Genomic DNA, 25,431 nt, shown 5'->3' on the forward strand with positions numbered 1-25,431 from the left:
TTGATGTTGTACACACCGGCCTCTTCCCGGCTGAAGCCGGTCCCACAAAGACACCGCATAACCTTCGTAGGACCGGCTTTAGCCGGGAAGCTTTTGAGGTTCAGCAATCACCCTCACGCTGATATTTTCAGCCGCTCGCCCTCTTCCCCCGGATTGCGCTCGAAGTAGCGTTTGTACTCGCGGCTGAACTGCGACGTGCTCTGATACCCGACCTTGTGCGCCACTTGCGCCACACCCATGCCCTCGCCGATCAGCATTTGTTGTGCCTTGAGCAGCCGCACGCGTTTCAGGTACTGAACCGGCGACAGCAAGGTGCTGCGTTTGAAGTGTTCGTGGAAGGTCGAGGTGCTCATATTGGCGCAGCGAGCCAGATCCTCGACGCTCAAGGCCTGATCGTAATGGTCGCGAAGGTGCTGCAGCGACGCGGCAATGCGCGCGAAGTGGCCTGTCTGCTCGACCAGCGCCCGCAGCACCCCGGCCTGGGGACCGCGCAATGCGGCATACACCACCTCTCTGACCCGAGCCTGCCCCATCACTTGCGCGTCCAGCGGATCGTGCAGACAGCGCAGCAACCGCTCGACGCTTTCGCGCATTGGCGCATCCAGCTCGGCGGACGTCATGGATTCCGGCGTCTGCGCCTTGACCTTGACGTTCGGCGCCTCGCCCATGGCGTGCACCAGCTCGCTGAGCAGCGTGCGATCAATCGACACCGCGACGCCATACATCGGCGCCTCGGCCGTGGCGAAGGTCTCGCACATGAACGGCACCGACAACGCCTGCACCAGATAATGACCGGCACCGTACTCCAGCGTCCGCGGTCCCAGGCGGGCGAGTTTGCTGCCCTGGGCGATGATCACCAGGCTGGGTTCGTAGATCTGCGGGCTGCTGGCGACGTAGTAATCCCACGACATCGCCTGCACGCCCGGGACGAGGGTGTCGACGAAACCCGGGCGCGGTGCCAGTGGCTTGATGAGGGAGACCAACTCAGTGTTGGCATCGGAATGGGAAAGAGGAGACATGGGCAGCCATACGGAGGATTTGACACCGCTATCATCGCAGATCAGCAGCGTGACGCCCTACCCGATCTGTGAAATCCGGAGAATCAGGCATGACAGACGGAGGAATGACCATGGCCGCCGATGCCCTGCCTGAGGACAATGCATCGCCTCAACCGTTATCGTTTTTGCGAGGTTCTTCATGTACACAGCCATCGGTTACGCCGCCCAGTCCGCCACCGCTCCCCTCGCCCCCATGACCTTCAGCCGCCGCAGCCCGCGGCCGGACGACGTGGCCATCGAGATCCTGTACTGCGGCGTCTGCCACTCCGACATCCACCAGGCGCGCAACGAGTGGGGCATCGCCGTGTACCCGCTGATGCCGGGCCACGAGATCGTCGGCAAAGTCACCGAAGTGGGCGCCAACGTCAGCAAGCACAAAGTCGGCGATCTGGTCGGCGTCGGCTGCATGGTCGATTCCTGCCGTCACTGCGAAGCCTGTGCCCAAGACCTCGAGCAGTATTGCCTCGAAGGCCCGACCATGACCTACGCCACGCCGGACCGCGTCGACGGCAGCAACACCATGGGCGGCTACTCCAACAGCATCGTGGTCAGCGAGCACTTCGTCGTGCGTATCCCGGAAAAACTCGACCTGGCCGCCGCAGCGCCAATCCTGTGCGCCGGCATCACCACCTACTCGCCGCTCAAGCATTACGGCGTCAAGGCCGGCGACAAAGTGGGCATCCTGGGCATGGGCGGCCTGGGCCACATGGGTATCAAGTTCGCCAAGGCCATGGGCGCGGAAGTCACCCTGTTCACCCGCTCGGCGAGCAAGGCCGAGGAAGGTCGTCGTCAGGGCGCCGATCACGTCATCGTCTCGACGGATGCCGAGCAGATGAAAGCCGCTGCCGGTCATTTCGACTTCCTGCTGGACACCATTCCGGTGCAGCACGACTTGAACCCCTACCTCGAAACCCTGCGTTTTGACGGCGTGCACATCCTTGTCGGCCTGATCGAACCCGTTGATCCGGCGCTGCATGCGGCCAATCTGGTGATGAAGCGCCGCGTACTGGCGGGCTCACTGATCGGCGGCATCGCCGAGACCCAGGAAGTGCTGGATTTCTGCGCCGAACACGGCATCACCTGCGACATCGAGATGCTGGATATCAAGCACATCAACGAAGCGTACACCCGCATGATTGCGGGCGATGTGAAGTACCGTTTCGTGATTGACATGGCCACGTTGAAGGCCTGATCCACCGGCTCGCCCCGCGCAATGCGGGGCGACGCACTACCCGCCCAACTCCGCCGACAGCCGTGCCGCCGCGTCCTTGATCACCGGCACCAAGTCGGCCATCTTTTCCAGCGGCATGTACGGCACGGTGCTGGCGATGCTGATACCGGCGACAATCTGCTTGCTGGCATCACGCACCGGCGCGGCCACGCAGCGGATCGACGGTTCGTTGTCTTCCAGATCAAACGCATAACCGCCCTTTACGTACTCGTGCATGCGCGCCTGCACCTGCTCCCAGGTTTGCTCTTCATGGGCCGGCCACAGCGGGTTCTTGCCGGTGGTCGGCACGCTGATTTCGTACAACCGTCGCCATTCGCTTTCCAGGCTGTCCAGCAGCAACGCCTTGCCGATGCCAGTGCGCGCCAGCGGCATGCGATGGCCCACCCGCGAACGCATCTCCGGGCCATTGCGACCAGGATTTTTATGCAGGTACAAGACCTCGTCGCCGTCGCGCATCGCCAGGTGCACGGTGTCGCCGGTGAGCGCCGACAGTTCGTCGAGAAAGGGTCTGGCCAGCACCAGGAGCGGCACTTCTTCCTGGGCCTGGAACCCCAGCTCGATCAGTTTGGGCCCCAGCACATAACCCGTCTGCGGCAACACCCGCAGGTAACGCTCCTCCACCAGACAACTGGCGAGCCGGTGGGTGGTGCTGCGGGTGGTGCCGATGAGCCGGGCGATTTCCTTGAGGTCGCGGGCGCCGCTGGCGACCGCCTGAATCACGCCCAGGCCGCGAATCAGCGTTTGCGTGCCGGTGGGTGCAGGGTCTTTGCCAGTGACGGCGGTGTCGGATGCATCGTGCATGGCGCGCCTTATCGAATCAGAAAACCGGCGACATTATCGTCGCCAGGCTTGAAGCCTGTCCACGCGGGCACAGCTTCACCCAGTATCTGGAGGTGCATCGGTCTTGACAGCTCTTTTTTCTCCGTGGCAAACCTGCCCCCAGGGCTGATGACCGCTTTTCAACATAAACGGGTGCCCGGCGAACATAGAGCTGAGGGTTTAACACGTTAGGGACGAAGTATCGCTTGCCGTGGCCGGCACTAATGCAAGTTGCGCGAACATAATCACTGCACCACTGTTTCGGGCACCCGGCCTGACCTTATCAAATACCACGGTTGCGCAATTACGGCTTGCTCGAACGCCCGAAGCTACATGAAGATGGCATCGTGCCATGGCCAACTAATGGCTCAGCTAAAGTTCCCGCTATTTATTACTTGAATACCTCCTTATTACATGTCCCGCGCAGGGCCTATAACTGCGGAGGTCGGCAAGACCACTACGCCAGATCAATTAAAAAACAACTGATTCCTTGAAACGGAACTAAAAGGCCACTATCCCGCATTGCACCTTAGTTGTGCCTGGACCCTTCCAGATGCCTCATCAGGACGCATTATGCCCTGTGACCTGCGTATTCTCTTGCAGCTGGCTTTGTATCAAATTTGAAACAAATTAGTTGCCATCCCCTCCGCAGCGGACTATTTTCTTACGGCGCTCACTAGGGAGCTAATAAATAAAAAAGGTGTGCAGGGATGCGAAGGTTCAAGCCGTCCAATGCTGTCCGTTATTCCGTTAAACCCGTAACCACGACCGCACTTTGTGCGTTGTCTTTTACCTTCGGCTGCTCGGCTTATGCCGACTACGCAGAACAGGGAAAGTTAGGCAACGCAGCCAGTTGGCGCTCGGAAGAATTTCAGAGCGACTGGGGATTGGGCCGTATCCAGGCTGACCAGGCTTATGCTGCCGGTATCACCGGCAACGGCGTAAAAATCGGCGCGATGGACTCAGGTTTCGATCCCTCTCATCCCGAAGCCAGCCCTTCCCGCTACCATGCGGTAACGGCCAACGGCACCTATGTAGATGGTTCGCCTTTTAGCATCACAGGTGCCATCAACCCTAATAACGACACCCACGGCACCCACGTGACCGGGACCATGGGCGCGGCCCGTGATGGTGTTGGCATGCATGGCGTGGCATACAACGCGCAAATCTATGTGGCCAACACCAACCAGAGCGACAGCTTCCTGTTTGGCCCGAGTCCAGACCCGCAGTACTTCAAGGCAGCTTATGGCGCGCTGGCCGATGCCGGTGTGCGGGCGATTAACAACAGTTGGGGTAGCCAGCCGCCGGATGTGACCTACGCGACGTTGAAAGGCGTACAGGCCGCCTATGCCCAGCATTACAACCGGGGCACCTGGCTGGATGAAGCGGCTAACGTGTCGCGCAAGGGCGTGATCAACGTCTTCAGTGCTGGCAATACCGGCTATGCCAACGCCAGTGTGCGTTCTGCGCTGCCGTATTTCGAGCCGGACCTGGAAGGCCACTGGCTGGCGGTGTCTGGCCTCGATAGTGCCAATGCCCAGCGCTACAACCAGTGCGGCATTGCCAAATACTGGTGCATCACCACACCGGGGAGGCTGATCAACAGCACCGTGCCTGGCGGCGGCTATGCGCTCAAGTCCGGTACGTCCATGGCCGCGCCCCATGCCACCGGCGCATTGGCGCTGGTGATGGAGCGCTACCCTTACATGAACAACGAGCAGGCCTTGCAGGTGCTGCTCACCACCGCGACCCAGCTCGATGGTTCGGTCACCTGGGCGCCCAATGGTACTGTGGGCTGGGGTGTAGCCAACCTGGAACGGGCCATGCGCGGCCCAGGCCAGTTGCTGGGCACCTTCGATGCCACCCTGGGCGCCGGCCAAACCGATGTCTGGAGTAACGATATTTCTGATCAGGCGTTGATCCAGCGCCAGGCCGAGGACACTGCTGAACAGGCCGCCTGGCAGCAAACCCTGGTCAGCAGAGGTTGGCAGAGCGGCGTGGCCAGCACCGCCAGCCAACAGGACCAGACCGACTACGCCGTGGGCACCGCCCGTGCTGCGGCAGCGGCTCAGCGCCAGTATCAAGGCAGCCTGATCAAGTCCGGCGCGGGCCGGTTGATCCTTGAAGGGAACAATACCTATCGCGGCGATACTCAGGTCAACGGGGGTGTGCTGTCGGTCAATGGCTCCCTGGCGTCCGCCGTGCAGGTCAATGCGGGTGGCACCTTGGGCGGCAATGGCCAGGTCGGTAACCTCACCGCGTTGAGCGGCGGGCAGGTTGCGCCGGGTAACTCCATCGGCACCTTGCAGGTGAACGGTGACTTAACCTTCGCGCCTGGCTCAACCTACGCGGTAGAGCTTTCGCCCACGGCCAGTGACCGCATTGTGGCCACCGGCAGTGCCACAGTGTCGGGGGCCAACATGACCCTGGCACTGGACCCGACGCCGCTGGCCTTGAATGCCACGCCCGGCCAGACCCTGGTTGGCCGCCAGTACAACGTGTTGCAAGCCGCCAACGGTGTGAATGGGCAGTTCGCGGCGGTCACCTCCAACTACGCTTTCCTCGGCGGCCGGCTGGACTACGCCGCTAACGGCGTTGCGCTGAATATCGAGCGCACGGCGGCATTCGACAGCGTGGCGCAAACCCCTAACCAGGCAGCCGTGGCCTCGGGCGCCGAGCAATTGGGGGCGGGCAACGCGGTGTATGAAAACCTGCTGCTCGCTCAGAGTGGCGCCTCGGCCCGGGAAAGTTTCCAGCAGCTGTCGGGCGAGATCTATCCGGCAGTCGCCACCCAGTTGATCAACGACAGCCGCTATGTGCGTGATGCCGTAGGCGAGCGCCTGGGCGCCAGCGTGTTCGGTGCCGATGCCAATACCGCAGCGCAAGACAATGTGTGGTTCAAGGCCTTGGGCGCGTGGGGCAAAACGGATTCCCGCAGCGATACGGCTGGCTATACCTCGTCCATTGGCGGCTTGCTGGCGGGTGTCGACGGCGACGTAGGTGAAGCCACACGCCTTGGTCTGGTAGGCGGCTACAGCGACAGCTCGGTCAATATGGGCTCGGGTACCCATTCCCGTGCATCGGTAGACAGCTACCATCTGGGCGCCTACCTGGGTCATGAGATCGGCGCCTGGCGCCTGACCTTCGGCGGTGCCTACAGCTGGCACCGGATCGACGGCAGGCGCGATGTACAGGTCGGCGCCGCCAGTGGCCGGGAGAAAACCAAACACGATGCGCAAACCGCACAGGTATTCACCGAAGCGGCGTACCGTATTCAGTTGCAGCCCGCAGTGCTTGAGCCCTTCGCCAACCTGGCCTATGTGCACCTTGGCACGGATAGCTTCACCGAGAAGGGAGATGCCGCAGCGCTTGCATCCGGCAGCGATACCCGTGAAGCCGTGCTCGGCACGCTGGGTGTGCGGGCGCTTAAAACCATCGCAATCAATGATCATCAGAAGCTGGACCTCTTCGGCAGCCTGGGCTGGCAGCACAACCTGAACGACACCGATTCAGAGCAGCACATGGCCTTTGCGGCAGGCGGCAGTAACTTCGGCATCGAAAGCTCGCCCCTGGTGCGTGACGCGGCCCTGGTGGGTGCCCATGCCTGCATGGCGCTGAGCCGTGAGGCCAGCGTCAGCCTGGACTACAACGGCCAACTGGCCAGCCGTGAAAAAAGCCACGGCATTGGCTTGAGCCTTAACTGGCAGTTCTAAACGCAAAGCGGCACGGCGAGCCAGGCCTTCGCCCGCCGCTTTCCTGAAGCTGAATGTTTCAACCTACCCAATGTTGGAAAAAGAACGACGCGGATGCCAAGACGGCATTCGCGCGGGGTTTTGTGTGCGCTAACTAAGGACAGTTGTATTTATGAAAAAGCCATCCACCACTCGACAGCTTGCTGTCAGCTCCATTCGGCACGCTATTCGGCAAGCCCATCGCGCTTCTTGCGGCGCCTTGGCCTGTTACCTGGCCACCCTCGGTGCAGCCCAGGCTGCGCCTTACGTAGAAGCCGGCCAGGCAGGGAATGTCGCCAGTTGGCGCAGCCCGGAGTTCACTGCGCAATGGGGGCTGGGCGCGATCAACGCCGACCAGGCCTACGCGGCCGGTTACACCGGCAAAGGCGTGAAGTTGGGGATTTTCGATCAGCCGGTGTACGCACCGCACCCGGAATTCGCCAGCCCGGATAAAGTGATCAACCTGGTCACCAGTGGCATTCGCGAGTACACCGACCCCTATATTCCGGTGAAGGCCGGCGATGCCTTTCGTTACGATGGCACCCCTACCCCTGACTCCAACGGCCGGCTGGGTAACCATGGCACCCACGTAGGTGGCATCGCGGGCGGCAACCGTGACGGCGGACCCATGCACGGCGTGGCCTTCAACGCCCAGATCATCAGCGCCGACAACGGCGACCCAGGCCCGGAAGACGGCATTGTGCTGGGCAACGACGGCGCGGTTTACCAGGCTGGCTGGAACGCATTGGTCAGCAGTGGCGCGCGCATCATCAACAACAGCTGGGGCATTGGCATTACCGACCGCTTTGACCAGGGCGGTCGCGACCCGGCCTTTCCGCACTTTACCGTTCAGGATGCGCAGCTGCAGTTCAATCAGATCCAACAGATCCTCGGCACTCGCCCAGGGGGCGCTTATCAGGGCGCCATCGATGCTGCGCGCAGCGGCGTGGTGACCATTTTCGCCGCAGGCAACGACTACAACCTGAACAACCCGGACGCCATGGCCGGACTCGGGTATTTCGTGCCAGAGATCGCCCCCAACTGGCTGACGGTTGCTGCCCTGCAGCAAAACCCCAACGCCACGGCCGCTGGCGCCACGCCTTACACCCTGAGCACCTTTTCTTCTCGCTGCGGCTACACGGCCAGCTTCTGCGTGTCGGCGCCAGGTACGCGGATCTACAGCTCGGTGCTTAACGGCACCAGCCTGCAAGACCTGACCGTGGGCTGGGCCAACAAAAACGGTACCTCCATGGCCGCGCCCCATGTGGCGGGCAGCATGGCGGTACTGATGGAGCGCTTCCCCTACATGACCGGCGCACAGGTGGCCGACGTGTTGAAAACCACCGCCACCGACCTCGGCGCGCCTGGCGTGGACGCGCTCTATGGCTGGGGCATGATCAACCTGGGCAAGGCCGTCAACGGCCCGAGCATGTTCGTCACCGAGGCGGATATTCCCGCTGAGTTTCGTATCAGCGGCGCCTATGGCGACAGCCAGTTCGTGGCCAACCTGCCGGGCACAGGCGCGGTGGTCGATGCCGGTAAACCGACCCAGCGCCTCTGCAGCGGGCCACAATGCGGGCGGGACACGTGGAGCAATGACATATCCGGGCATGGCGGCTTGACCAAGACAGGTATCGGTACCCTGGTGCTGACCGGCGCCAATACCTACAGCGGCCCAACCCTGGTCAATGAAGGGCGCCTGGCGATCAATGGGTCGCTGGCCTCGGCGGTGACCGTCAACGACACCGGCATACTGGGCGGTAACGGCCGGGTTGCTTCCCTTGTCGCCAACCGCGGCGGTACGGTAGCGCCGGGCAATTCCGTGGGCACCTTGCAGGTGGCAGGCGACCTTAACCTGGCGCCCGGCGCTGTGTATGCGGTGGAGTTGTCGCCCACTGGCAGCGACCGCATCATCGCCGGCGGACAGGCCACGGTCAGCGGTGCGACCATGGCCCTCTCGCTGGAAAACGGCGCTGGCTTCACCACAGGCGAGGTCAACAGCCTGATCGGCCGGCAGTTCAATGTGCTGCAAGCCGCTGGCGGCGTGCAGGGCCAGTTCGGGTCGGTGCTGGATAACTACGCTTTCCTGGATGGCAACCTGGCCTACAGCAGTACGGGCGTTGCCCTGGCCCTGGCGCGCAACGCGGACAGCTTCGCCAGCGCCGCGCAAACCGCTAATCAGGCCAGCGTAGCGGCTGCCGCCGAGCAATTGGGGGCCGGTAACGCGGTGTACGAAGAGCTGCTGTTGAGCCCTGATGCGGCTACCGCTCGGCGTGCCTACACCCAGCTGTCCGGCGAGGTGCATCCGGCCATCGCCACGCAGTTGATCAACGACAGTCGCCAGCTACGCGATGCCGTAGGTGATCGCCTGCGCGTCGACGGGCTGTACGACCAGCCTGCAGAGGGTGTTGAGGGCAACAACCTGTGGGTGAAAGGGCTGGGCGCCTGGGGCAAAAACGCCGGCAGCAGCGACAGCGCCAGTTCAACCTCATCCCTGGGCGGCCTGCTCGCCGGTGTGGACGGCCTGGTGGCTGAGCACACCCGGTTAGGCGCCATGGTCGGTTACAGCGACACCTCGTTAGGCATGGGCGACGACACCCATTCCAGCGCCTCGGCCGATAGCTACCACCTGGGCGCCTACATTGGCCACGAGGAAGGGCCTTTGCGCCTGACCGCGGGTGCATCCCATAGCTGGCACCGCATCGACGTCAAGCGAGAGCTGCAACTGGGCGCGTCGACCGACCGCCTCAAGGTCAAGCGCGACGCGCAATCGACCCAGGTGTTCACCGAAGCAGCCTATCGCCTGAACCTGCAGCCTTTGGCGCTGGAGCCCTTCGCCAACCTGGCCTATGTGCACTTCGACAGCGACAGCTTTACCGAGAAGGGCGGCGCCACGGCGCTCAAGGGGAAGGACGACACCCGCGACACCATGCTGTCCACGCTGGGCGCGCGCGCCGGTAGCCGGTTCAACCTCACCGATACCCAGAAGCTGGAGGTCTCAGGTACGTTGGGCTGGCAGCATAACCTGAGCGATACCTCGGCCGAGCAGCACCTGGCCTTTGCCAGCGGGGTGAATACCTTTGCCGTGCAAAGCGTGTCCATGGACCGGGACGCCGCCGTCGTGGGTGCCCGCGCCAGCCTTGTCTTGAACCGGGATGCGCGGATCAACCTGGACTACAACGGCCTGCTGGGCGCCCGGGATAAAACCCACGGCGTGGGGCTGTCGCTGAATTGGGATTTCTAACCTCTAGCGCTGCCTGAAAGCCTGCGCCAGCTTGGGTGCTCTCGCCCGATACTAAACCCGTTTGGAGGGGCGATTTTGTCCCTCCAAACGGTTCAGCAGCGATCCGGTGGAGCGCCTGAGCACCTGCTCGAAAGATTGCTCCCTTTGATGCAGACAACCTCCCAAGCCCCGTCTTACCAAGGCATTGGCGGCTGCCATGCCTTCCTCAAGAAACGTTCGTCACCGGGCACGTGATTGACGTCCCTCATTACGCATCGACAGTGTCATCACAGCTCGATGCGTTCCACCTTGCCCACCAGCAGGATGTAGGACAACGCCCCGAGCAATGCCAGAACGGCGATGTAAGTGATCGCCGGCGCAAAGGAATCACCCGACGCCAGGAAGCCAATGACGATCGGCGTGGCGATCGCCGCCAGGTTGCCGATCAGGTTGAACGTGCCGCCGGTCAGCCCCAACAGCCGCGCCGGGGCGAGGGTCGACACCAGCGACCAGGTGATCGACGCCAGGCCGTTGCCAAAAAACGCCAGGGCGAGGAACGCAATCACCAATGAGGTCGAGTCAACGTAGTTGGCGCCGATGATCGAGGTGGAGATCAGCAGACCGGCGATGATCGGCGTCTTGCGCGCGAAGCCTACGGTGTGGCCGCGACGGATCAGCCAGTCGGAGAAGAACCCCGAGCAGAGCACGCCGACGAATGCGGCAAGGAACGGCAGCGAGGCCAGCAGGCCGGACTTGATGAAGTCCATGCCGCGGTATTTGACCAGGTAGGTCGGGAACCAGGTGAGGAAGAACCACAGCGTCGAGTTCAGGCAGAACTGGCCGAGGTAAATGCCCCATAACTTGCGCTTGGTCAGCACGATACCGAGGTCCTGCCAGCTGAAACCGGTTTTGCGTTTGGAGGCATCGGTCTGCATGTCGACCAGGCCACCGCCGTCCTGGATCAGGTCGATCTCGCCCTGGTTGATGCCTTTGAAATCGCGGGGTTCGCGGTAAACCATGTACCAGATCGCCGCCCAGAGCACGCCGACGCCGCCGGTGGCCACGAACACCATGTGCCAGCCGTAGCGGGTCTGCAGCCACGCGAGCACAGGGGTCAGGAAGGCCAGGCCGACGAATTGGCCGGAGGTGTAAAAGCCGACGGCGGTGGCGCGTTCCTTTTCCGGGAACCAGGCGGTGACGACCCGGCTGTTGATCGGATAGGCCGGGGCCTCCAGCGCGCCGACGGCCATGCGCAGGACGAACAGGCCGATGAAGCTGCCAACGAAGCCGAGGAAGATAGTCGCGATGGACCACAACGCCAGCGCCACGGTGTAGAGGATGCGTGGCGGAACGCGATCCACCAGCCAGCCACCGGGCAGCTGCATGGCGGCGTAGGTCCAGCCGAACGCGGAGAAGATCAGGCCGACGTGCACCGGATCGATGCCCAGCTCGCTGGTCAGTGCGGGCGCGGCGATGGACAGGTTGCTGCGGTCGAGGTAGTTGATCACCACGGTGATGAACAGCAGCACCATGATGAAAAAGCGTTTGCGGGTCGGCGTGGCGGTGGTCGCCCGCGCCTGGGGAACAGTCTGTGTGCGCAAGGGAAGTGCCTCTTTTTATGGTTATCTGAGGTCTGGAGTTTTGTGTTTCGTGTGTTTGATTGTTCCCACGCTCTGCGTGCTAACACTGCTCTGGACGCTCTGCGTCCGGCAGTCGACGCCGAGCGTCGGGGGATGCATTCCCACGCGGAGCGTGGGAATGATCAGTCGGGCTTAAGCCCGGGGAGCAATCACCACTCGGCAAAGCTGCCGTCGGCGTGGCGCCAGATCGGGTTGCGCCAGCGGTGGCCGATGGCGGCGCGCTCCTTGACGTACTCTTCGTTGATCTCGATGCCCAGGCCGGGGCCGTTCGGGATCTTCACCATGCCCTTGTCGTAGTCGAAGACTTCGGGGTTCTTGATGTAGTCGAGCAGGTCGTTGCTTTCGTTGTAATGGATACCCAGGCTTTGCTCCTGAATGAATGCGTTGTAGCAAACGGCGTCCAGTTGCAGGCACGCGGCCAGCGCGATCGGACCCAGCGGGCAATGCAGCGCCAGCGCCACGTCATAGGCTTCGGCCATGTTGGCGATCTTGCGGGTTTCGGTGATGCCGCCGGCGTGGGACGCGTCCGGCTGGATGATGTCGACATAACCTTCGCTCAACACGCGTTTGAAATCCCAACGGGAGAACAAACGCTCGCCCAAGGCAATCGGCGTGCTGGTCAACGGCGCCAGTTCCTTCAGCGCTTCGTAGTTCTCGCTGAGTACCGGCTCTTCGATGAACATCAGCTTGTAGGGGTCCAGCTCCTTCATCAGCACCTTGGCCATCGGCTTGTGCACGCGACCATGGAAATCGACGCCGATGCCGACATTCGGGCCCACGGCATCACGTACCGCGGCGACGTTGGCCAGGGCCAGGTCGACCTTGTCGAAGGTGTCGAGGAACTGCAGCTCTTCGGTGCCGTTCATTTTCACCGCAGTGAAGCCACGCTCCACCGCTTCTTTCGCCGCACGCGCGGTGTCAGCCGGACGGTCGCCGCCGATCCACGAATACACCCGAATCTTGTCGCGCACCTGGCCGCCGAGCAGGTCGCTGACCGACACGCCCAGCGCCTTGCCCTTAATGTCCCACAGCGCTTGGTCGATGCCGGCCAGCGCGCTCATGTGAATGGCGCCGCCCCGGTAGAAGCCGCCGCGATAGAGCACAGTCCAGATGTCTTCGATGTTGCGTGGGTCTTTGCCGATCAAATAGTCGGACAGTTCCTCAACCGCTGCAGCCACGGTGTGCGCGCGGCCTTCGACCACAGGCTCGCCCCAACCGGTGACGCCCTGATCGGTCTCGACTTTCAGGAAGCACCAGCGCGGCGGAACGATGTAGGTCGTGAGTTTGGTGATTTTCATGTCTTGTCTCTCTTATTCGTAAACACAAGCTCGTTGGCGCAACGAGCGGGTGGTTCACTGATTGTTGGCAGGCTTGTGCTGGTTCCAGGCATCAACGTAGGCCTTGGCGCTCTTGGCCACGTCGTCGGCGCTCATGCCGGGCTTGAACAGCCCCGAACCCAGGCCGAAACCGGACACGCCGGCGTCGAGGAACACTTTCATGTTGTCCGGGGTGATGCCGCCGACCGGGATCAGCGCCGTGCCGGCCGGCAACACCGCCAGCCAGGCCTTGACCACTGCCGGGCCCATTTGCTCGGCAGGGAACATCTTCAGCACGTCGGCGCCTTCGGCCAGGGCGGCGAAGGCTTCGGTCGGCGTCGCCACACCCGGAGACAGAAACATGCCTTCGGCCTTGGCCGCGCGCAGCACCTTCGGATCACTGTGGGGCATGACGATGACCTGGCCGCCGGCTTCCTTGACCTGGCGCACTTGCTCCGGCGTCAGCACCGTGCCCGCACCGATCAGGCAATCGGCGGGCAGGCTCTGACGCAGCAGGCGGATGCTGTCGTACGGCTGCGGGGAATTGAGCGGCACTTCGATGACGCGGAAACCGGCGGTGTACAGGACATCACCGATGGCCGGCGCTTCTTCGGGGCGCAGGCCGCGCAGAATCGCGACCAGGCCGTTTTGCACGAGGGCTTGCTTGAGCATGTCAGTTCTCTACGTGAAGGGGCCGGGCAGCGGCCGAAGAGGGGGATTGAATCAGACCGGCCTGCACCGCAACCTGCCAGAGGCCACGCTCGGTGGCCTGCTCTGCCAGGGTCACCTGGGCAAAACCATTGGCATCGAGGGCGCGCTGGTAGCGTGCGATCAGGGCGTCGCTGCCGATCAGGATCACGGCAGGCAACTGCGCGTCGGTCTGGCGCAGCAGTTGCGCCAGCGCGACGATTTCATGGCCGATCAACAGGCCGGACAAGTAATCGGATTGCGCGGTGCCGGACAACACACCCGTCAGACCGAGGGTGCGACAACTGAAGATAGTCGACAGCGGACCCGCCGCGCCATTGGCCGACCGCGACACCGCCACGCCTCGGTCAAACGCTTCGGCGTCGAAGGTATCGCTGCGCTGCATCGTGCGGCCGAGAATGGTGTGGCTGGACAGCGCGGCGTAAACCTCACCGGTCATGAAGGTATCGAAATGCTCGATTCGGCCGTCCACCGCCCTCACCCACTTCGAATGGCTGCCGGGCAGGCCGATCAACAGGGGTCTGGCGGCTTCGCTGGCGGGCAGCGAGTCGAGAATGCCGAGGACCTGGGTTTCTTCACCGCGCATCACGTTGGGCAGCTCGGAGCGCTGCAGGATGCCGGGAATGATGTGAACGTCGACGCCGCGCACGCTGCGCACCGTGACCAACGCAGAGCTAAGCGCCGCGACGCTGGCGGGGGTCTGCTGATAAACCGCTTCGCGCCAGCCCTGGGCGCTGCCGACCATGCCGCAAGCAATCACCGGCAGCGTGGGGTCCGCGTCGAGCCAGTCGCCGCAGGCTTCGTCGAACGCCAGCTCGAATCCGTTGGAAACCTGCTGCCCGCTGATCGAACGAGGTGTCGATGGCAACTGCATGATGCCCGCGCTGAGCGAACGTTGTTCCAGTACCCGGCCGTGTTCGCCGAGTCGATACGCGCGAAGGGATGTGGTACCCCAGTCGAGCGCAATCAATTGCGCCTGCATGGCTTCACCTGATTGTTATTAATGAGTGAATGCGGGGCGGACTATAAACCGGTTTTCTGGACAATCTCAATATATAACTGCCAATCCCATATATAGGGATTTTACGTATTTTGGGTGCTGACACTTCGGCGGTTGCCTGTTCCGAACGGGGTGGCGGTTCGGGCATACTGCCGCCCGCCGTTGGCAAAACTTTCACGAACCCGGTGTTAGCCTTCGGCTACGAGCGTGCAGTGCGTCACCTCCTGTTCTCCAAACGCCCTCCGCCACTCATCAGCCTCAGTGCCGAAGGTGGTAACTTTCCTGTCTGTTCCTCCCTGTCTTCCCCTGCCCTGCCCTGCACGCCTGCTGGCGCCGTTCGCGTGCCCGCACGCTTAACTCATCTGAAACAAGGATCATCAAGATGAAGCGATTCCCCGTGCTCGACAGCCTGCGCGGTCTCTGCGCCCTGACCCTGATCGTTCATCACTCGCACATCGAGCGAAGCATCACGGAGCTGACGTTTTTCCGTAACGCCAGTCAGTTCGCCGGTCTGTTCTTCGCCCTGAGCGGCTTTCTGCTGTACCGGCGCTACGTCGGCACACTGAACACCTCGCGGCAGCTGGGCGACTTCATGGTTGCCCGCGCCTGCCGGGTCCTGCCGCTGCACATCGCGGTGCTGTTGTTCTTCATCGGGTTCGAGTGTTTGAAGCTGGTGCTGGAGCGCTACGGGCTTCTGTTGAATTTCCCGGCGTTCAGTGGTGACCGTGCCCCTGGGGAGATCCTGCCCAATCTGTTGCTGATTCAGGCGTGGTGGCCGGGCTTCAATGCGCTGTCGTTCAACTACCCGTCGTGGTGGTTAAGTGTCGCGTTTTACCTGTGGCTGATCTTCGGGCTGGTCTGCTATGCGCTGCCAGGCATGGCGCGGATGATTTTCACGCTGCTGGGCGGGTTGGCGTTTGTCGGGTTATTCGCGGATTCCGATCTGCTGACGCGCTATGTGTTGTGGGGCGCGGCCTGTTTTTTTGCAGGCACGGTGACGTATCGGTTGTACTCGAGGATGCGGAATTTCGCGCCGGGACTGGTGCTGGGCAGTGTGCTTGAGGTGGCGGTATTGGCGGCGATCGCCTGGCTGATGGTGGACGGCGAAGCCCCGCTGACGATTGAGCTGGCGCTGCTGTTTTGCCTGGCGATTCTGGTGTTTGCCTGGGAGGCCGGGGTGGTTTCGCGGTTGTTGCAGGTGCGGGTGTTTCCGGCGCTGGGCCGGTTGTGGCTGTCGATTTACCTGACCCATGCGGCGGTGATTTTCGTGGTCGCGACGGGGCTGACGGTGGCGGCGAAGTTTGGCGGTTATCCGTTGCTGGTGGACAAGCCAGGGGAGATTCCGGGGTCGCTGGTGCGGTATCTGAGTACGGGCAGTGCGCTGAACGACAATCTGTTGATGCTGCTGGTGGTGGTGGCGGTTGTGGTGGTTTCGATGGTGGTTCATCGCTACATCGAAGTGCCGGGCATGCGGCTTTGTGCGGGGTTAAGATCAAGATCAAGATCAGAGGCATCTGCCTAGGGGCAGATTGTTTCGCCTTCGGCGAGTTACTTTTAAAAAGCACTAAAAGTAACCAAAAGTGCCTGCTCTCGGTTTGGCCCGACTGCGTCGGGTTCCCTCACTCCGACGACGCTCCGTGGGCCCGCGCCGAACGGACATCCATGTCCTGACGGCGCTCTCGCCGCATCCCTGCGGCTCGGCCCACTCCGCGTCGTCTGCGTTCGGCCTGCACCAAAGTCGCCTTTTGCGGTGGCTGGACCTTTTGTGTTTGAAGGGCAAAAGCAGATCAAGAGCAAGATCAAAAGCTTCCCGGCTAAAGCTGGTCCCACAGGTGTGCGCGGTGTTTGATCGTTCCCACGCTCCGCGTGGGAATGCATCCTGTGACGCTCCGCGTCAGATAGGTGACTTGATGCCCATCTTCTGCAGGACGCAGAGCGTCCGAGGCGGCATTACCACGCGGAGCGTGGGAACGATCGGATAATCGATGGTGAATGACCCGGCCCCTTCCCGGTTAAAGCCAGTCCCACTAACAGACCGCGCGCACCTGTGGGACCGGCTTTAGCCGGGAAGCTTCTGATCTGCTTTAAACGCGCTTTTGATCTTGATTTTCGTACGCAAAAAGCCCAGACGCCACCCATCGCGACTTGGGTGCAGGCTGAACGGAGGTCTCGCGGAGTGGGTCGAGCCGCAGGGATGCGGCGAGAGCGCCGTCAGGGCATGGATGCCCGTTCGGCGCGGGCCCACGGAGCGGGACCGGAGTGAGGGAATTCCGACGAAGGAGGAACCAAGCCAGGAGCAGGCACCCTTGGTTACTTGGGGTGCTTTTCCAAGTAACTCGCCGAAGGCGAAACGTCTGCCCCCAGGCAGACGCTCTTGATCTTGGCGTACTGACCCACGCCGCAGATCCGGGGACAGATTAATTTACGGTGAAGCTATGTAAATAAATCAGTCCCCTACGAGCAGTGATTACCGCTCGAGCAAAATCCGAAGCATCCGACGCAACGGCTCGGCCGCGCCCCACAGCAACTGATCGCCCACGGTAAACGCGCCCAGATACTGCGAACCCATATTCAACTTACGCAAACGCCCCACCGGGATATTCAACGTCCCGGTCACCGACGTCGGGCTCAGCTCCTGAATGCTCGCTTCGCGATTATTCGGCACCAGCTTCACCCACGGATTGTGCTGACTGATCATCCCCTCGATATCCGCGATCGGCACATCCTTGTTCAGCTTGATCGTCAGCGCCTGACTGTGGCACCGCATCGCGCCGATGCGCACGCAAATACCATCGACCGGAATCGGGCTCTTGAAACGACCCAGAATCTTGTTCGTCTCCGCCTGCCCTTTCCACTCCTCGCGGCTCTGACCGTTCGGCAGCTCCTTGTCGATCCACGGGATCAGACTGCCCGCCAGCGGCACACCGAAGTTCTCGGTCGGGAAACCCTCACCACGCATCGCGTCAGCCACCTTGCGATCGATGTCCAGAATCGCGCTGGCAGGGTTCGCCAGCTCGTCGGCCACCGACGCATTGATCGCGCCCATCTGCTTGATCAGCTCACGCATGTTCTGCGCACCGGCGCCGGAAGCGGCCTGATACGTCATGACGTTCATCCACTCCACCAGACCGGCCTCGAACAGCCCGCCCAGGCCCATCAGCATCAGGCTGACGGTGCAGTTGCCGCCGATGTAGTTTTTGGTGCCGGCGTCCAGCTGCTGGTCGATGACCTTGCGGTTGACCGGATCAAGGATGATCACCGCATCGTCCTGCATGCGCAGGGACGACGCCGCGTCGATCCAGTAACCCTGCCAGCCCGCTTCGCGCAGCTTGGGGAAGACTTCGTTGGTGTAGTCGCCGCCCTGGCAGGTCAGCACCACGTCCAGGGTCTTGAGTTCGTCGATGCTGTAGGCATCCTTCAGCGGCGCGACGTCCTTGCCCACCGACGGGCCTTGGCCGCCGACGTTGGAGGTGGTGAAAAAAACCGGCTCAATGAGATCGAAATCCTGCTCTTCCAGCATGCGCTGCATGAGCACGGAACCGACCATCCCGCGCCAACCGACCAGACCTACACGTTTCATCGCAACTACACCTTAATTAAAAGTGGGGCCCCGACCGCAGAGAGCCAATGGGCTCAACCTGACAGTCGTGGGCCCGAGATATTACAGATTGCGCAGCGCGGCGACTACGGCGTCGCCCATTTCCTGCGTCCCGACCCGGGCATTACCTTCGGACCAGATGTCGCCGGTGCGCAAACCCTGATCCAGCACCAGGCTCACGGCTTTCTCGATGGCGTCGGCGGCGGTGTGTTCGTTGAAGCTGTAACGCAGCATCATCGACACCGACAGAATCGTCGCCAGCGGGTTGGCCACACCTTTGCCGGCGATGTCAGGCGCCGAACCGTGGCAAGGCTCGTACATGCCCTTGTTGTTCGAATCCAGCGATGCCGATGGCAGCATGCCGATGGACCCGGTCAGCATGGATGCTTCGTCGGAGAGGATGTCGCCGAACATGTTGTCGGTGACGATCACGTCGAACTGCTTCGGTGCGCGGACCAGCTGCATGGCAGCGTTGTCAACGTACATGTGGCTGAGTTCGACGTCCGGGTAATCCTTGGCCACCTGCTCGACGATTTCGCGCCACAACTGACTGGACGCCAGCACGTTGGCCTTGTCCACCGAGCAAAGCTTCTTGCCGCGCACGCGGGCCATGTCGAAGCCGACGCGGGCGATGCGGCGGATCTCGCTTTCGCTGTAGGGCAACGTATCGTAGGACTGGCGCTCGCCGTTTTCCAGTTCGCGGGTGCCGCGTGGTGCGCCGAAGTAGATGCCACCGGTCAGCTCGCGGACGATAAGGATGTCCAGGCCGGCCACGATCTCAGGCTTCAAGCTGGAGGCATCGGCCAGTTGCGGATAGAGAATTGCCGGACGCAGATTGGCGAACAGGCCCAGTTGCGAGCGGATCTTCAGCAGGCCCCGCTCCGGACGAATGTCGCGCTCGATGGCGTCCCATTTCGGGCCGCCTACGGCGCCGAGCAGCACCGCGTCAACGGCGCGAGCGCGCTCAAGGGTCTCATCCGCCAGCGGCACACCGTGCTTGTCGATGGCCGCGCCGCCGATGACATCGTGGCTCAGTTCGAAACCCAGTTGATATTTCTCGCTGGCCAGTTCCAGCACCTTGACCGCCTCGGCCATGATTTCCGGACCGATGCCATCACCTGGGAGAATCAGAATCTGCTTGCTCATAACGTCCTCGTTTCAAAATAGATGTCGGCCCGGAAAACGAGGCCGACTCGGCAGCGGCAAGCTTCAAGCGGCAAGCCACGAGTGATGCAGCGCCTGGCTCGGAATTTCTTGCAGCTTGCAGCTTGCAGCTTAAGACTGCCCCTCAGCGAAACAGCCAAGGCTGCGAAGCCCGATGCTTGCTCTCGAACGCCGCAATCGCCTCGCCGTCCACCAGAGTCAGGCCGATGTCGTCCAGGCCGTTGAGCAGGCAGTGCTTGCGGAAGGCGTCGATTTCAAAGCGGTACACCTTGCCATCTTCGCGGGTCACGGTCTGCGCTTCCAGGTCCACGCTCAACTGATAGCCCGGTGTGGCTTCAACCACTTTGAACAGCTCATCGACTTCGCTTTCGCTCAGGATGATCGGCAGCAGGCCGTTCTTGAAGCTGTTGTTGAAGAAAATGTCCGCGTAACTCGGCGCGATGATGCTGCGAAAACCGTACTCTTCCAGCGCCCAGGGCGCGTGTTCGCGGCTCGATCCGCAGCCGAAGTTTTCCCGGGCCAGCAAGACACTGGCGCCTTGGTAACGCTCGGCGTTGAGCACGAAATCCGGGTTCAACGGACGCTTGCTGTTGTCCTGATACGGCTGGCCCACGTCGAGGTAGCGCCACTCGTCAAACAGGTTCGGGCCAAAGCCGGTCCGGCGGATCGACTTGAGGAACTGCTTGGGGATGATCTGATCGGTGTCGACGTTGGCGCGATCCAGCGGAGCGACCAGACCGGTGTGTTGAGTAAAAGGCTTCATACGGGGCTCCTTATGCCTGGCTCATGGTGCGAACGTCGACGAAACGGCCGTTGACTGCCGCAGCTGCCGCCATCGCCGGGCTGACCAGGTGAGTACGCCCACCGGCGCCCTGACGGCCTTCAAAGTTACGGTTCGAGGTCGATGCGCAGTGCTCGCCGCTCTCGAGGCGGTCCGGGTTCATCGCCAGGCACATCGAGCAGCCTGGCTCACGCCATTCGAAACCGGCTTCGATGAAGACCTTGTCCAGCCCTTCCCGCTCGGCCTGTTCTTTCACCAGACCCGAGCCCGGCACGACGATCGCCTGCTTGATGGTCGACGCCACTTTGCGGCCTTTGGCGATGTCCGCCGCGGCGCGCAGGTCTTCGATCCGCGAGTTGGTGCAGGAGCCGATGAACACGCGATCCAGTTGAATATCGGTGATCGCCTGATTGGCTTTCAGGCCCATGTACTTCAACGCACGCTCGATGGAGCCACGTTTCACCAGATCGGTTTCCTGCGCCGGATCCGGCACATTCTGATCCACGGCCACGACCATTTCCGGGGACGTGCCCCAGCTGACTTGCGGCTTGATCTGGGTCGCGTCGAGTTCAACCACGGTGTCGAACACCGCGTCGTCGTCGGACACCAGGTCTTTCCACGCTTCGACGGCTGCGTCCCACTGCCCGGCAGTCGGTGCGAAAGGACGCCCCTTCACGTAGGCAATGGTCTTTTCATCGGTCGCCACCAGACCCACACGGGCGCCCGCTTCGATGGACATGTTGCAGATGGTCATGCGGCCCTCGACGGACAGGTCGCGAATGGCGCTGCCGGCGAATTCGATGGCATGGCCGTTACCGCCGGCGGTGCCGATCTTGCCGATGATAGCCAGGACGATGTCCTTGGCCGTGACGCCGAACGGCAACTTGCCTTCGACCTTCACTTGCATGTTCTTCATTTTCTTGGCGACCAGGCACTGGGTCGCGAGGACGTGCTCGACCTCGGACGTGCCGATGCCGTGAGCCAGGGCGCCGAATGCGCCGTGAGTCGAGGTGTGTGAGTCGCCGCAAACCACGGTCATGCCCGGCAAGGTCGCGCCCTGCTCCGGGCCGATGACGTGAACGATGCCCTGACGGATGTCGTTCATCTTGAATTCGGTGATGCCGTACTCGTCGCAGTTGTCGTCCAGTGTCTTGACCTGCAAGCGCGACACCTGATCGACGATGGCGTCGACGCCGTCCTTGCGGTCCGGGGTGGTCGGTACGTTGTGGTCGACGGTCGCAACGTTGGCGTCGATGCGCCACGGTTTGCGACGGGCCAGGCGCAAGCCTTCGAAAGCCTGAGGCGAGGTCACTTCGTGGATGATGTGACGGTCGATGTACAGCAGCGCGGAGCCATCGTCGCGCTGCTTGACCAAATGCGAATCCCAGAGCTTGTCGTAGAGCGTTTTGCCAGCCATCAGACGGTTCCTCATCAGCGTATTTCTATGCCCCGGCCGCCGATGTCGCAATGACACCGTAAAGACCCTTGGCTTGTGGGGGGGATGCTATGGAATATGCTTAAATAACTCAAATTCATATTTTTCATGCTTTGCATAACCAACAGGAATCCGAGATGGATCTGGCTAATCTCAATGCCTTTATCGCCATCGCCGAGATGGGCAGTTTCTCGGCCGCCGGAGAGCGCCTGCACCTGACGCAACCGGCAGTCAGCAAGCGCATCGCCGGTCTGGAGCAGCAGCTGGACGTGCGGCTGTTTGATCGGCTGGGCCGCGAAGTGAGTTTGACCGAAGCCGGGCGCGCCCTGCTTCCCCGCGCTTATCAAATCCTCAATGTGCTGGACGACACCCGTCGTGCGCTGACCAACCTGACCGGGGAAGTCACCGGGCGCCTGACCCTGGCGACCAGTCACCACATCGGACTGCACCGGTTGCCTACGCTGTTAAGGGCGTTTACCAAAACCTACCCGGACGTTGCGCTGGACATTCAGTTTCTCGATTCGGAAGTGGCCTACGAAGAAATCCTTCACGGTCGTGCCGAACTGGCAGTGATTACCTTGGCGCCGGAACCCCACGGGCTGGTGAAGGCCGTGAAGGTATGGGACGACCCGCTGGACTTCGTTGCCGCGCCCGAGCATCCGCTGGCGACTCAGGCCGACGTCAGCCTGGCCGACCTCGCCCGCTACCCGGCTGTGTTTCCGGGCGAGAACACCTTCACCCACCACATCGTCAGCGAGCTGTGCGAATCGCAGGGGCTGAAGCCCAATATCGCCATGAGCACCAATTACATGGAGACGATCAAGATGATGGTGTCCATCGGCCTGGCCTGGAGCGTCCTGCCCCGGACCATGCTCGACGAACAAGTCACAGCCATCCCGTTGCCGGGTGTCCAGTTACGGCGGCAACTGGGGTACATCGTCCACACCGAACGCACACTGTCCAATGCCGCGCGGGCATTCATGGCGCTGCTGGACGCGCAGGCTGCGGAGTTTCAGCAACGGTAGAACCCGGCTTGCTGGCGAACGCGGTTCGGCGATCCCACTTCGGTGAATGACAGACAGCATTCGCCAGCAAGCCGGCTCCCACGGATCTTCTCTACGCCACAGATTGTGTGCCTTCCCTGGAACCAGTGTAGAAGCGCGCTTGCCCGCGACCGCATTCCGCCTGTGACGAACAACCGACTGACAGCCTGCATTCGCGGGCAAGCGCGCTCCTACACCGGTTTTCGGAAAATGATCAGTCGTGGCTGATCGCGAAATCCGGAGCCGGCTTGCTGGCGAACGCGGTGGGCCATTCTGCGCTGCGTCATCTGGAAGATTGCATTCGCGGGCAAGCGCTCCTACAGGTTGTGCGGGGGTCCGGGATTGGTTGGGTGTCAGGTTGAGCTTTTGATTCTGCCCGGAGGGCGTAGGAGCGCGCTTGCCCGCGATCGGCTGCGCAGCAGTCGTGAATTGTGACCGGCGCCCCACTCACAATGGGCATGCGACGGACACAAAAAAGGCGCCCCGCGGGGCGCCTTCTCATGCTGACTCGGGATCAATGAGTCAGGGTCTTCTGTGCATTGATTTCGATGCGTTTTGGCTTGGCCTCTTCAGGCACCAGACGCAGCAGGTCAATGTTCAACAGGCCATTGGCCAAAGCAGCGTTCTTGACCTCAATATGGTCAGCCAGGCGGAACGACAGCTTGAAGGCACGCTGGGCAATGCCCTGGTGCAGGAAGGTCACGCCTTCCGCGGTGTTCTCACGCTTGTTGCCCGTGACGGTCAGTACGCCCTTCTCGACTTGCAACTCCAGATCGTCCTCCTGGAACCCCGCCGCCGCGATGACAATGCGGTATTGATCATCAGCGTGTTTTTCGACGTTGTAGGGAGGGTAGCTGCTGGCCGACTCGTTGCGCGCGGCCGACTCGAACAGGTCGTTGAAGCGGTCGAAGCCAACCGAGTGACGGAACAGTGGAGCCAGGGAAAATGCAGTAGTCATCTGAAAATCTCCTGATAAATCAGCAAGTGGTTATCTCCGCGACCCGACTTCGGCGTCGCGTAATCCCAAAGTAGGGACGGCCATTTGCGTTTCAAGAGCCCTTCAAAAAAAATTTTCAGGCGGCTTCCGGCACGCTCACACCGAGCATACGGCTGATCCGTTCGCAGTCGGTTTCGCGGCGCAGGGCATCGAACAGCACGGTCGCTTCGGGGTAGCTTTTGGTCAGCAGGACCAACCATTGCTTGAGCCGGCCCGGTGCCTGGACGCGGGTCATCTTGGCCATGGCCTGCAGCCAGAAATCACGCAGCAGCGGCTGCAATTCGGTCCAGGTCATGGGGATGACCTCACGCCCGGCCTGAGCAGCGGCGATCTGCCGGCCCAGGTCCGGACGGGCCACCAGACCGCGACCGATCATGATGTCGCGGGCCCCGCAGATTTCCCGGCAGCGGCGCCAGTCGTCCACGGTCCAGATCTCGCCGTTGGCAATGATCGGAATCTTCACCACGTCCTGAATCTTGCCGATCCATTCCCAGTGCGCCGGCGGCTTGTAGCCGTCGACCTTGGTGCGGGCGTGGACAACGATGTGTTCCGCGCCGCCCGCTTCCAGGGCCCGGGCGCAATCAAGGGCCGGCTCGGTGCTGTCATAGCCCAGGCGCATTTTCGCGGTGACCGGAATGTGCGCCGGCACGGCGCGGCGTACGTGACTGAGGATGGTGTGCAGCAGCTCCGGCTCTTTGAGCAACACTGCCCCGCCTCGCGACTTGTTGACGGTCTTGGCCGGGCAGCCGAAATTCAGGTCAATGACCGGCGCGCCCAATTCGGCCGCGAAGGCTGCGTTCTCGGCCAGGCACACCGGGTCCGAACCCAGCAGCTGCACACGCAGCGGCACGCCGGCGCGGGTTTTCGAGCCCTGCAACAACTCGGATGCGAGCTTGTGGAAGTAATGCTCCGGCAGCACGCGCTCGGTCACCCGGATGAATTCAGTCACGCACCAGTCGATGCCGCCGACTTGCGTCAGCACGTCGCGGAGGATGTCGTCGACCAGGCCTTCCATGGGCGCCAGGGCAATTTGCATGGGTCACACTCGAAAAAAGTCCGGCAGTTTACGCAGAGGCCGGCGGATTGGATACGGATTAAGCGTGCCGGACGTCAGGAGATCGCGCTGTGGAGGCCGGCAGCGTATCCGTCGATGAACTCGCTCGGCATGCGCTTGGGTTTGCCCGACGAGAGTTCGATGCAGACGAAGGTGGTTTGCGCGCGCAACAAGGTCACGCCGTCACTGGGACGTTTCAGCTGAAAGCGCCGGGTCATTTTCAGGCGCTGATCCCAATCGACGATCCAGGTCGCCAGTTGCAGTTCGTCATCCTGATAGGCGCTGGCCAGGTAGTCGATTTCGTGACGCACAACGGCCATGGCCCGGTCCAGCCGACGGTACTCGGTCAGGTCCAGGCCCAACTGCTGGGAATGCCGCCACGCGCAGCGTTCGAGCCAGGTGACGTACACGGCGTTGTTGGCGTGACCCAGGCCGTCGATATCCTCCTCGCCCACCTGCAGATCGATGACGAACGGCGTTGCCAGATCCCAGACCATTTCTTCCTGCCCTATCAAATTCATCACCCGGGCAGTGTAACCAAAAGCATCGGACAAAACTGATAGCGGTCTTGCCTGGCCAGAGCCTGAAGTGGCATGCGCTGGCCTCTTCCCGGCTGAAGCCGGTCCCACTGAC

General features: G+C 62.0%; 18 protein-coding genes. 5 read left to right on the forward strand and 13 right to left on the reverse strand.

Features of this window, described 5'->3' with window-relative positions:
- Positions 1-113: 113 nt before the first annotated feature.
- Complete coding sequence (locus BMY98_RS03975) at positions 114-1,019, reverse strand: AraC family transcriptional regulator (protein WP_074885010.1); 906 nt, start codon at positions 1,017-1,019, stop codon at positions 114-116.
- Between the two features lie 178 nt (positions 1,020-1,197).
- On the opposite strand from BMY98_RS03975, the gene BMY98_RS03980 reads away from it, so the two are divergent.
- Complete coding sequence (locus tag BMY98_RS03980) at positions 1,198-2,250, forward strand: NAD(P)-dependent alcohol dehydrogenase (protein WP_074885013.1); 1,053 nt, start codon at positions 1,198-1,200, stop codon at positions 2,248-2,250.
- Positions 2,251-2,286: 36 nt separating this feature from the next.
- Here BMY98_RS03980 and BMY98_RS03985 read toward each other — a convergent pair whose 3' ends face one another.
- Entirely contained in the window at positions 2,287-3,090 is an 804-nt protein-coding gene (locus BMY98_RS03985; protein ID WP_074885014.1) for an IclR family transcriptional regulator, read from the reverse strand.
- Positions 3,091-3,818: 728 nt separating this feature from the next.
- Between BMY98_RS03985 and eprS the strand changes: the two genes are divergently transcribed.
- Positions 3,819-6,821 (forward strand): autotransporter serine peptidase EprS, encoded by a 3,003-nt coding sequence (gene eprS / locus BMY98_RS03990; protein WP_074885017.1) that lies wholly within the window; start codon positions 3,819-3,821, stop codon positions 6,819-6,821.
- A gap of 151 nt (positions 6,822-6,972) precedes the next feature.
- Complete coding sequence (locus tag BMY98_RS03995; RefSeq protein ID WP_074885019.1) at positions 6,973-10,083, forward strand: autotransporter domain-containing protein; 3,111 nt, start codon at positions 6,973-6,975, stop codon at positions 10,081-10,083.
- A 266-nt stretch (positions 10,084-10,349) separates the two neighbouring features.
- Here BMY98_RS03995 and BMY98_RS04000 read toward each other — a convergent pair whose 3' ends face one another.
- The 4 genes from BMY98_RS04000 to BMY98_RS04015 all read right to left on the reverse strand — a co-directional run bounded on the left by BMY98_RS04000 (position 10,350) and on the right by BMY98_RS04015 (position 14,708).
- Positions 10,350-11,594 (reverse strand): MFS transporter, encoded by a 1,245-nt coding sequence (locus BMY98_RS04000; protein ID WP_425438844.1) that lies wholly within the window; start codon positions 11,592-11,594, stop codon positions 10,350-10,352.
- 257 nt (positions 11,595-11,851) lie between these two features.
- The gene (gene dgoD, locus BMY98_RS04005; protein ID WP_065986272.1) at positions 11,852-13,000 is read right to left on the reverse strand and encodes a galactonate dehydratase; all 1,149 of its coding nucleotides are present in this window, start codon (positions 12,998-13,000) and stop codon (positions 11,852-11,854) included.
- 54 nt (positions 13,001-13,054) lie between these two features.
- Positions 13,055-13,690 (reverse strand): 2-dehydro-3-deoxy-6-phosphogalactonate aldolase, encoded by a 636-nt coding sequence (locus BMY98_RS04010; RefSeq protein WP_074885025.1) that lies wholly within the window; start codon positions 13,688-13,690, stop codon positions 13,055-13,057.
- Position 13,691: 1 nt separating this feature from the next.
- Entirely contained in the window at positions 13,692-14,708 is a 1,017-nt protein-coding gene (locus tag BMY98_RS04015; protein ID WP_074885027.1) for a 2-dehydro-3-deoxygalactonokinase, read from the reverse strand.
- 400 nt (positions 14,709-15,108) lie between these two features.
- On the opposite strand from BMY98_RS04015, the gene BMY98_RS04020 reads away from it, so the two are divergent.
- Positions 15,109-16,248, forward strand: coding sequence for an acyltransferase family protein (locus BMY98_RS04020; RefSeq protein WP_074885030.1), 1,140 nt, complete (start codon positions 15,109-15,111; stop codon positions 16,246-16,248).
- 945 nt (positions 16,249-17,193) lie between these two features.
- Here BMY98_RS04020 and asd read toward each other — a convergent pair.
- The 4 genes from asd to leuC form a co-directional block, all read right to left on the reverse strand.
- Positions 17,194-18,306, reverse strand: a complete 1,113-nt coding sequence (gene asd / locus BMY98_RS04025) for an aspartate-semialdehyde dehydrogenase (RefSeq protein ID WP_065986059.1) — start codon at positions 18,304-18,306, stop codon at positions 17,194-17,196.
- Positions 18,307-18,387: 81 nt separating this feature from the next.
- Positions 18,388-19,470: a 3-isopropylmalate dehydrogenase gene (gene leuB / locus BMY98_RS04030; protein WP_074885033.1), complete on the reverse strand. Its 1,083-nt coding sequence runs from the start codon at positions 19,468-19,470 to the stop codon at positions 18,388-18,390.
- A gap of 142 nt (positions 19,471-19,612) precedes the next feature.
- Positions 19,613-20,251 (reverse strand): 3-isopropylmalate dehydratase small subunit, encoded by a 639-nt coding sequence (gene leuD / locus BMY98_RS04035; RefSeq protein WP_074885036.1) that lies wholly within the window; start codon positions 20,249-20,251, stop codon positions 19,613-19,615.
- A gap of 10 nt (positions 20,252-20,261) precedes the next feature.
- The gene (gene leuC / locus BMY98_RS04040) at positions 20,262-21,686 is read right to left on the reverse strand and encodes a 3-isopropylmalate dehydratase large subunit (RefSeq protein ID WP_074885038.1); all 1,425 of its coding nucleotides are present in this window, start codon (positions 21,684-21,686) and stop codon (positions 20,262-20,264) included.
- Between the two features lie 155 nt (positions 21,687-21,841).
- On the opposite strand from leuC, the gene BMY98_RS04045 reads away from it, so the two are divergent.
- Positions 21,842-22,729, forward strand: a complete 888-nt coding sequence (locus BMY98_RS04045; RefSeq protein ID WP_074885042.1) for a LysR family transcriptional regulator — start codon at positions 21,842-21,844, stop codon at positions 22,727-22,729.
- A gap of 532 nt (positions 22,730-23,261) precedes the next feature.
- Here the strand turns inward: BMY98_RS04045 and BMY98_RS04050 are convergent.
- From BMY98_RS04050 to BMY98_RS04060, 3 genes are all read right to left on the reverse strand, one after another.
- The gene (locus BMY98_RS04050) at positions 23,262-23,705 is read right to left on the reverse strand and encodes an Hsp20 family protein (protein WP_074885044.1); all 444 of its coding nucleotides are present in this window, start codon (positions 23,703-23,705) and stop codon (positions 23,262-23,264) included.
- A 115-nt stretch (positions 23,706-23,820) separates the two neighbouring features.
- Positions 23,821-24,780, reverse strand: a complete 960-nt coding sequence (locus BMY98_RS04055) for a tRNA dihydrouridine synthase (protein WP_074885047.1) — start codon at positions 24,778-24,780, stop codon at positions 23,821-23,823.
- A 74-nt stretch (positions 24,781-24,854) separates the two neighbouring features.
- On the reverse strand, positions 24,855-25,295 hold the full coding sequence (locus BMY98_RS04060) for an acyl-CoA thioesterase (RefSeq protein ID WP_074885048.1): 441 nt from the start codon (positions 25,293-25,295) through the stop codon (positions 24,855-24,857).
- Positions 25,296-25,431: the final 136 nt, after the last annotated feature.

Origin of the sequence: Pseudomonas graminis, assembly GCF_900111735.1 — a bacterium.
GTDB lineage: Bacteria > Pseudomonadota > Gammaproteobacteria > Pseudomonadales > Pseudomonadaceae > Aquipseudomonas > Aquipseudomonas graminis.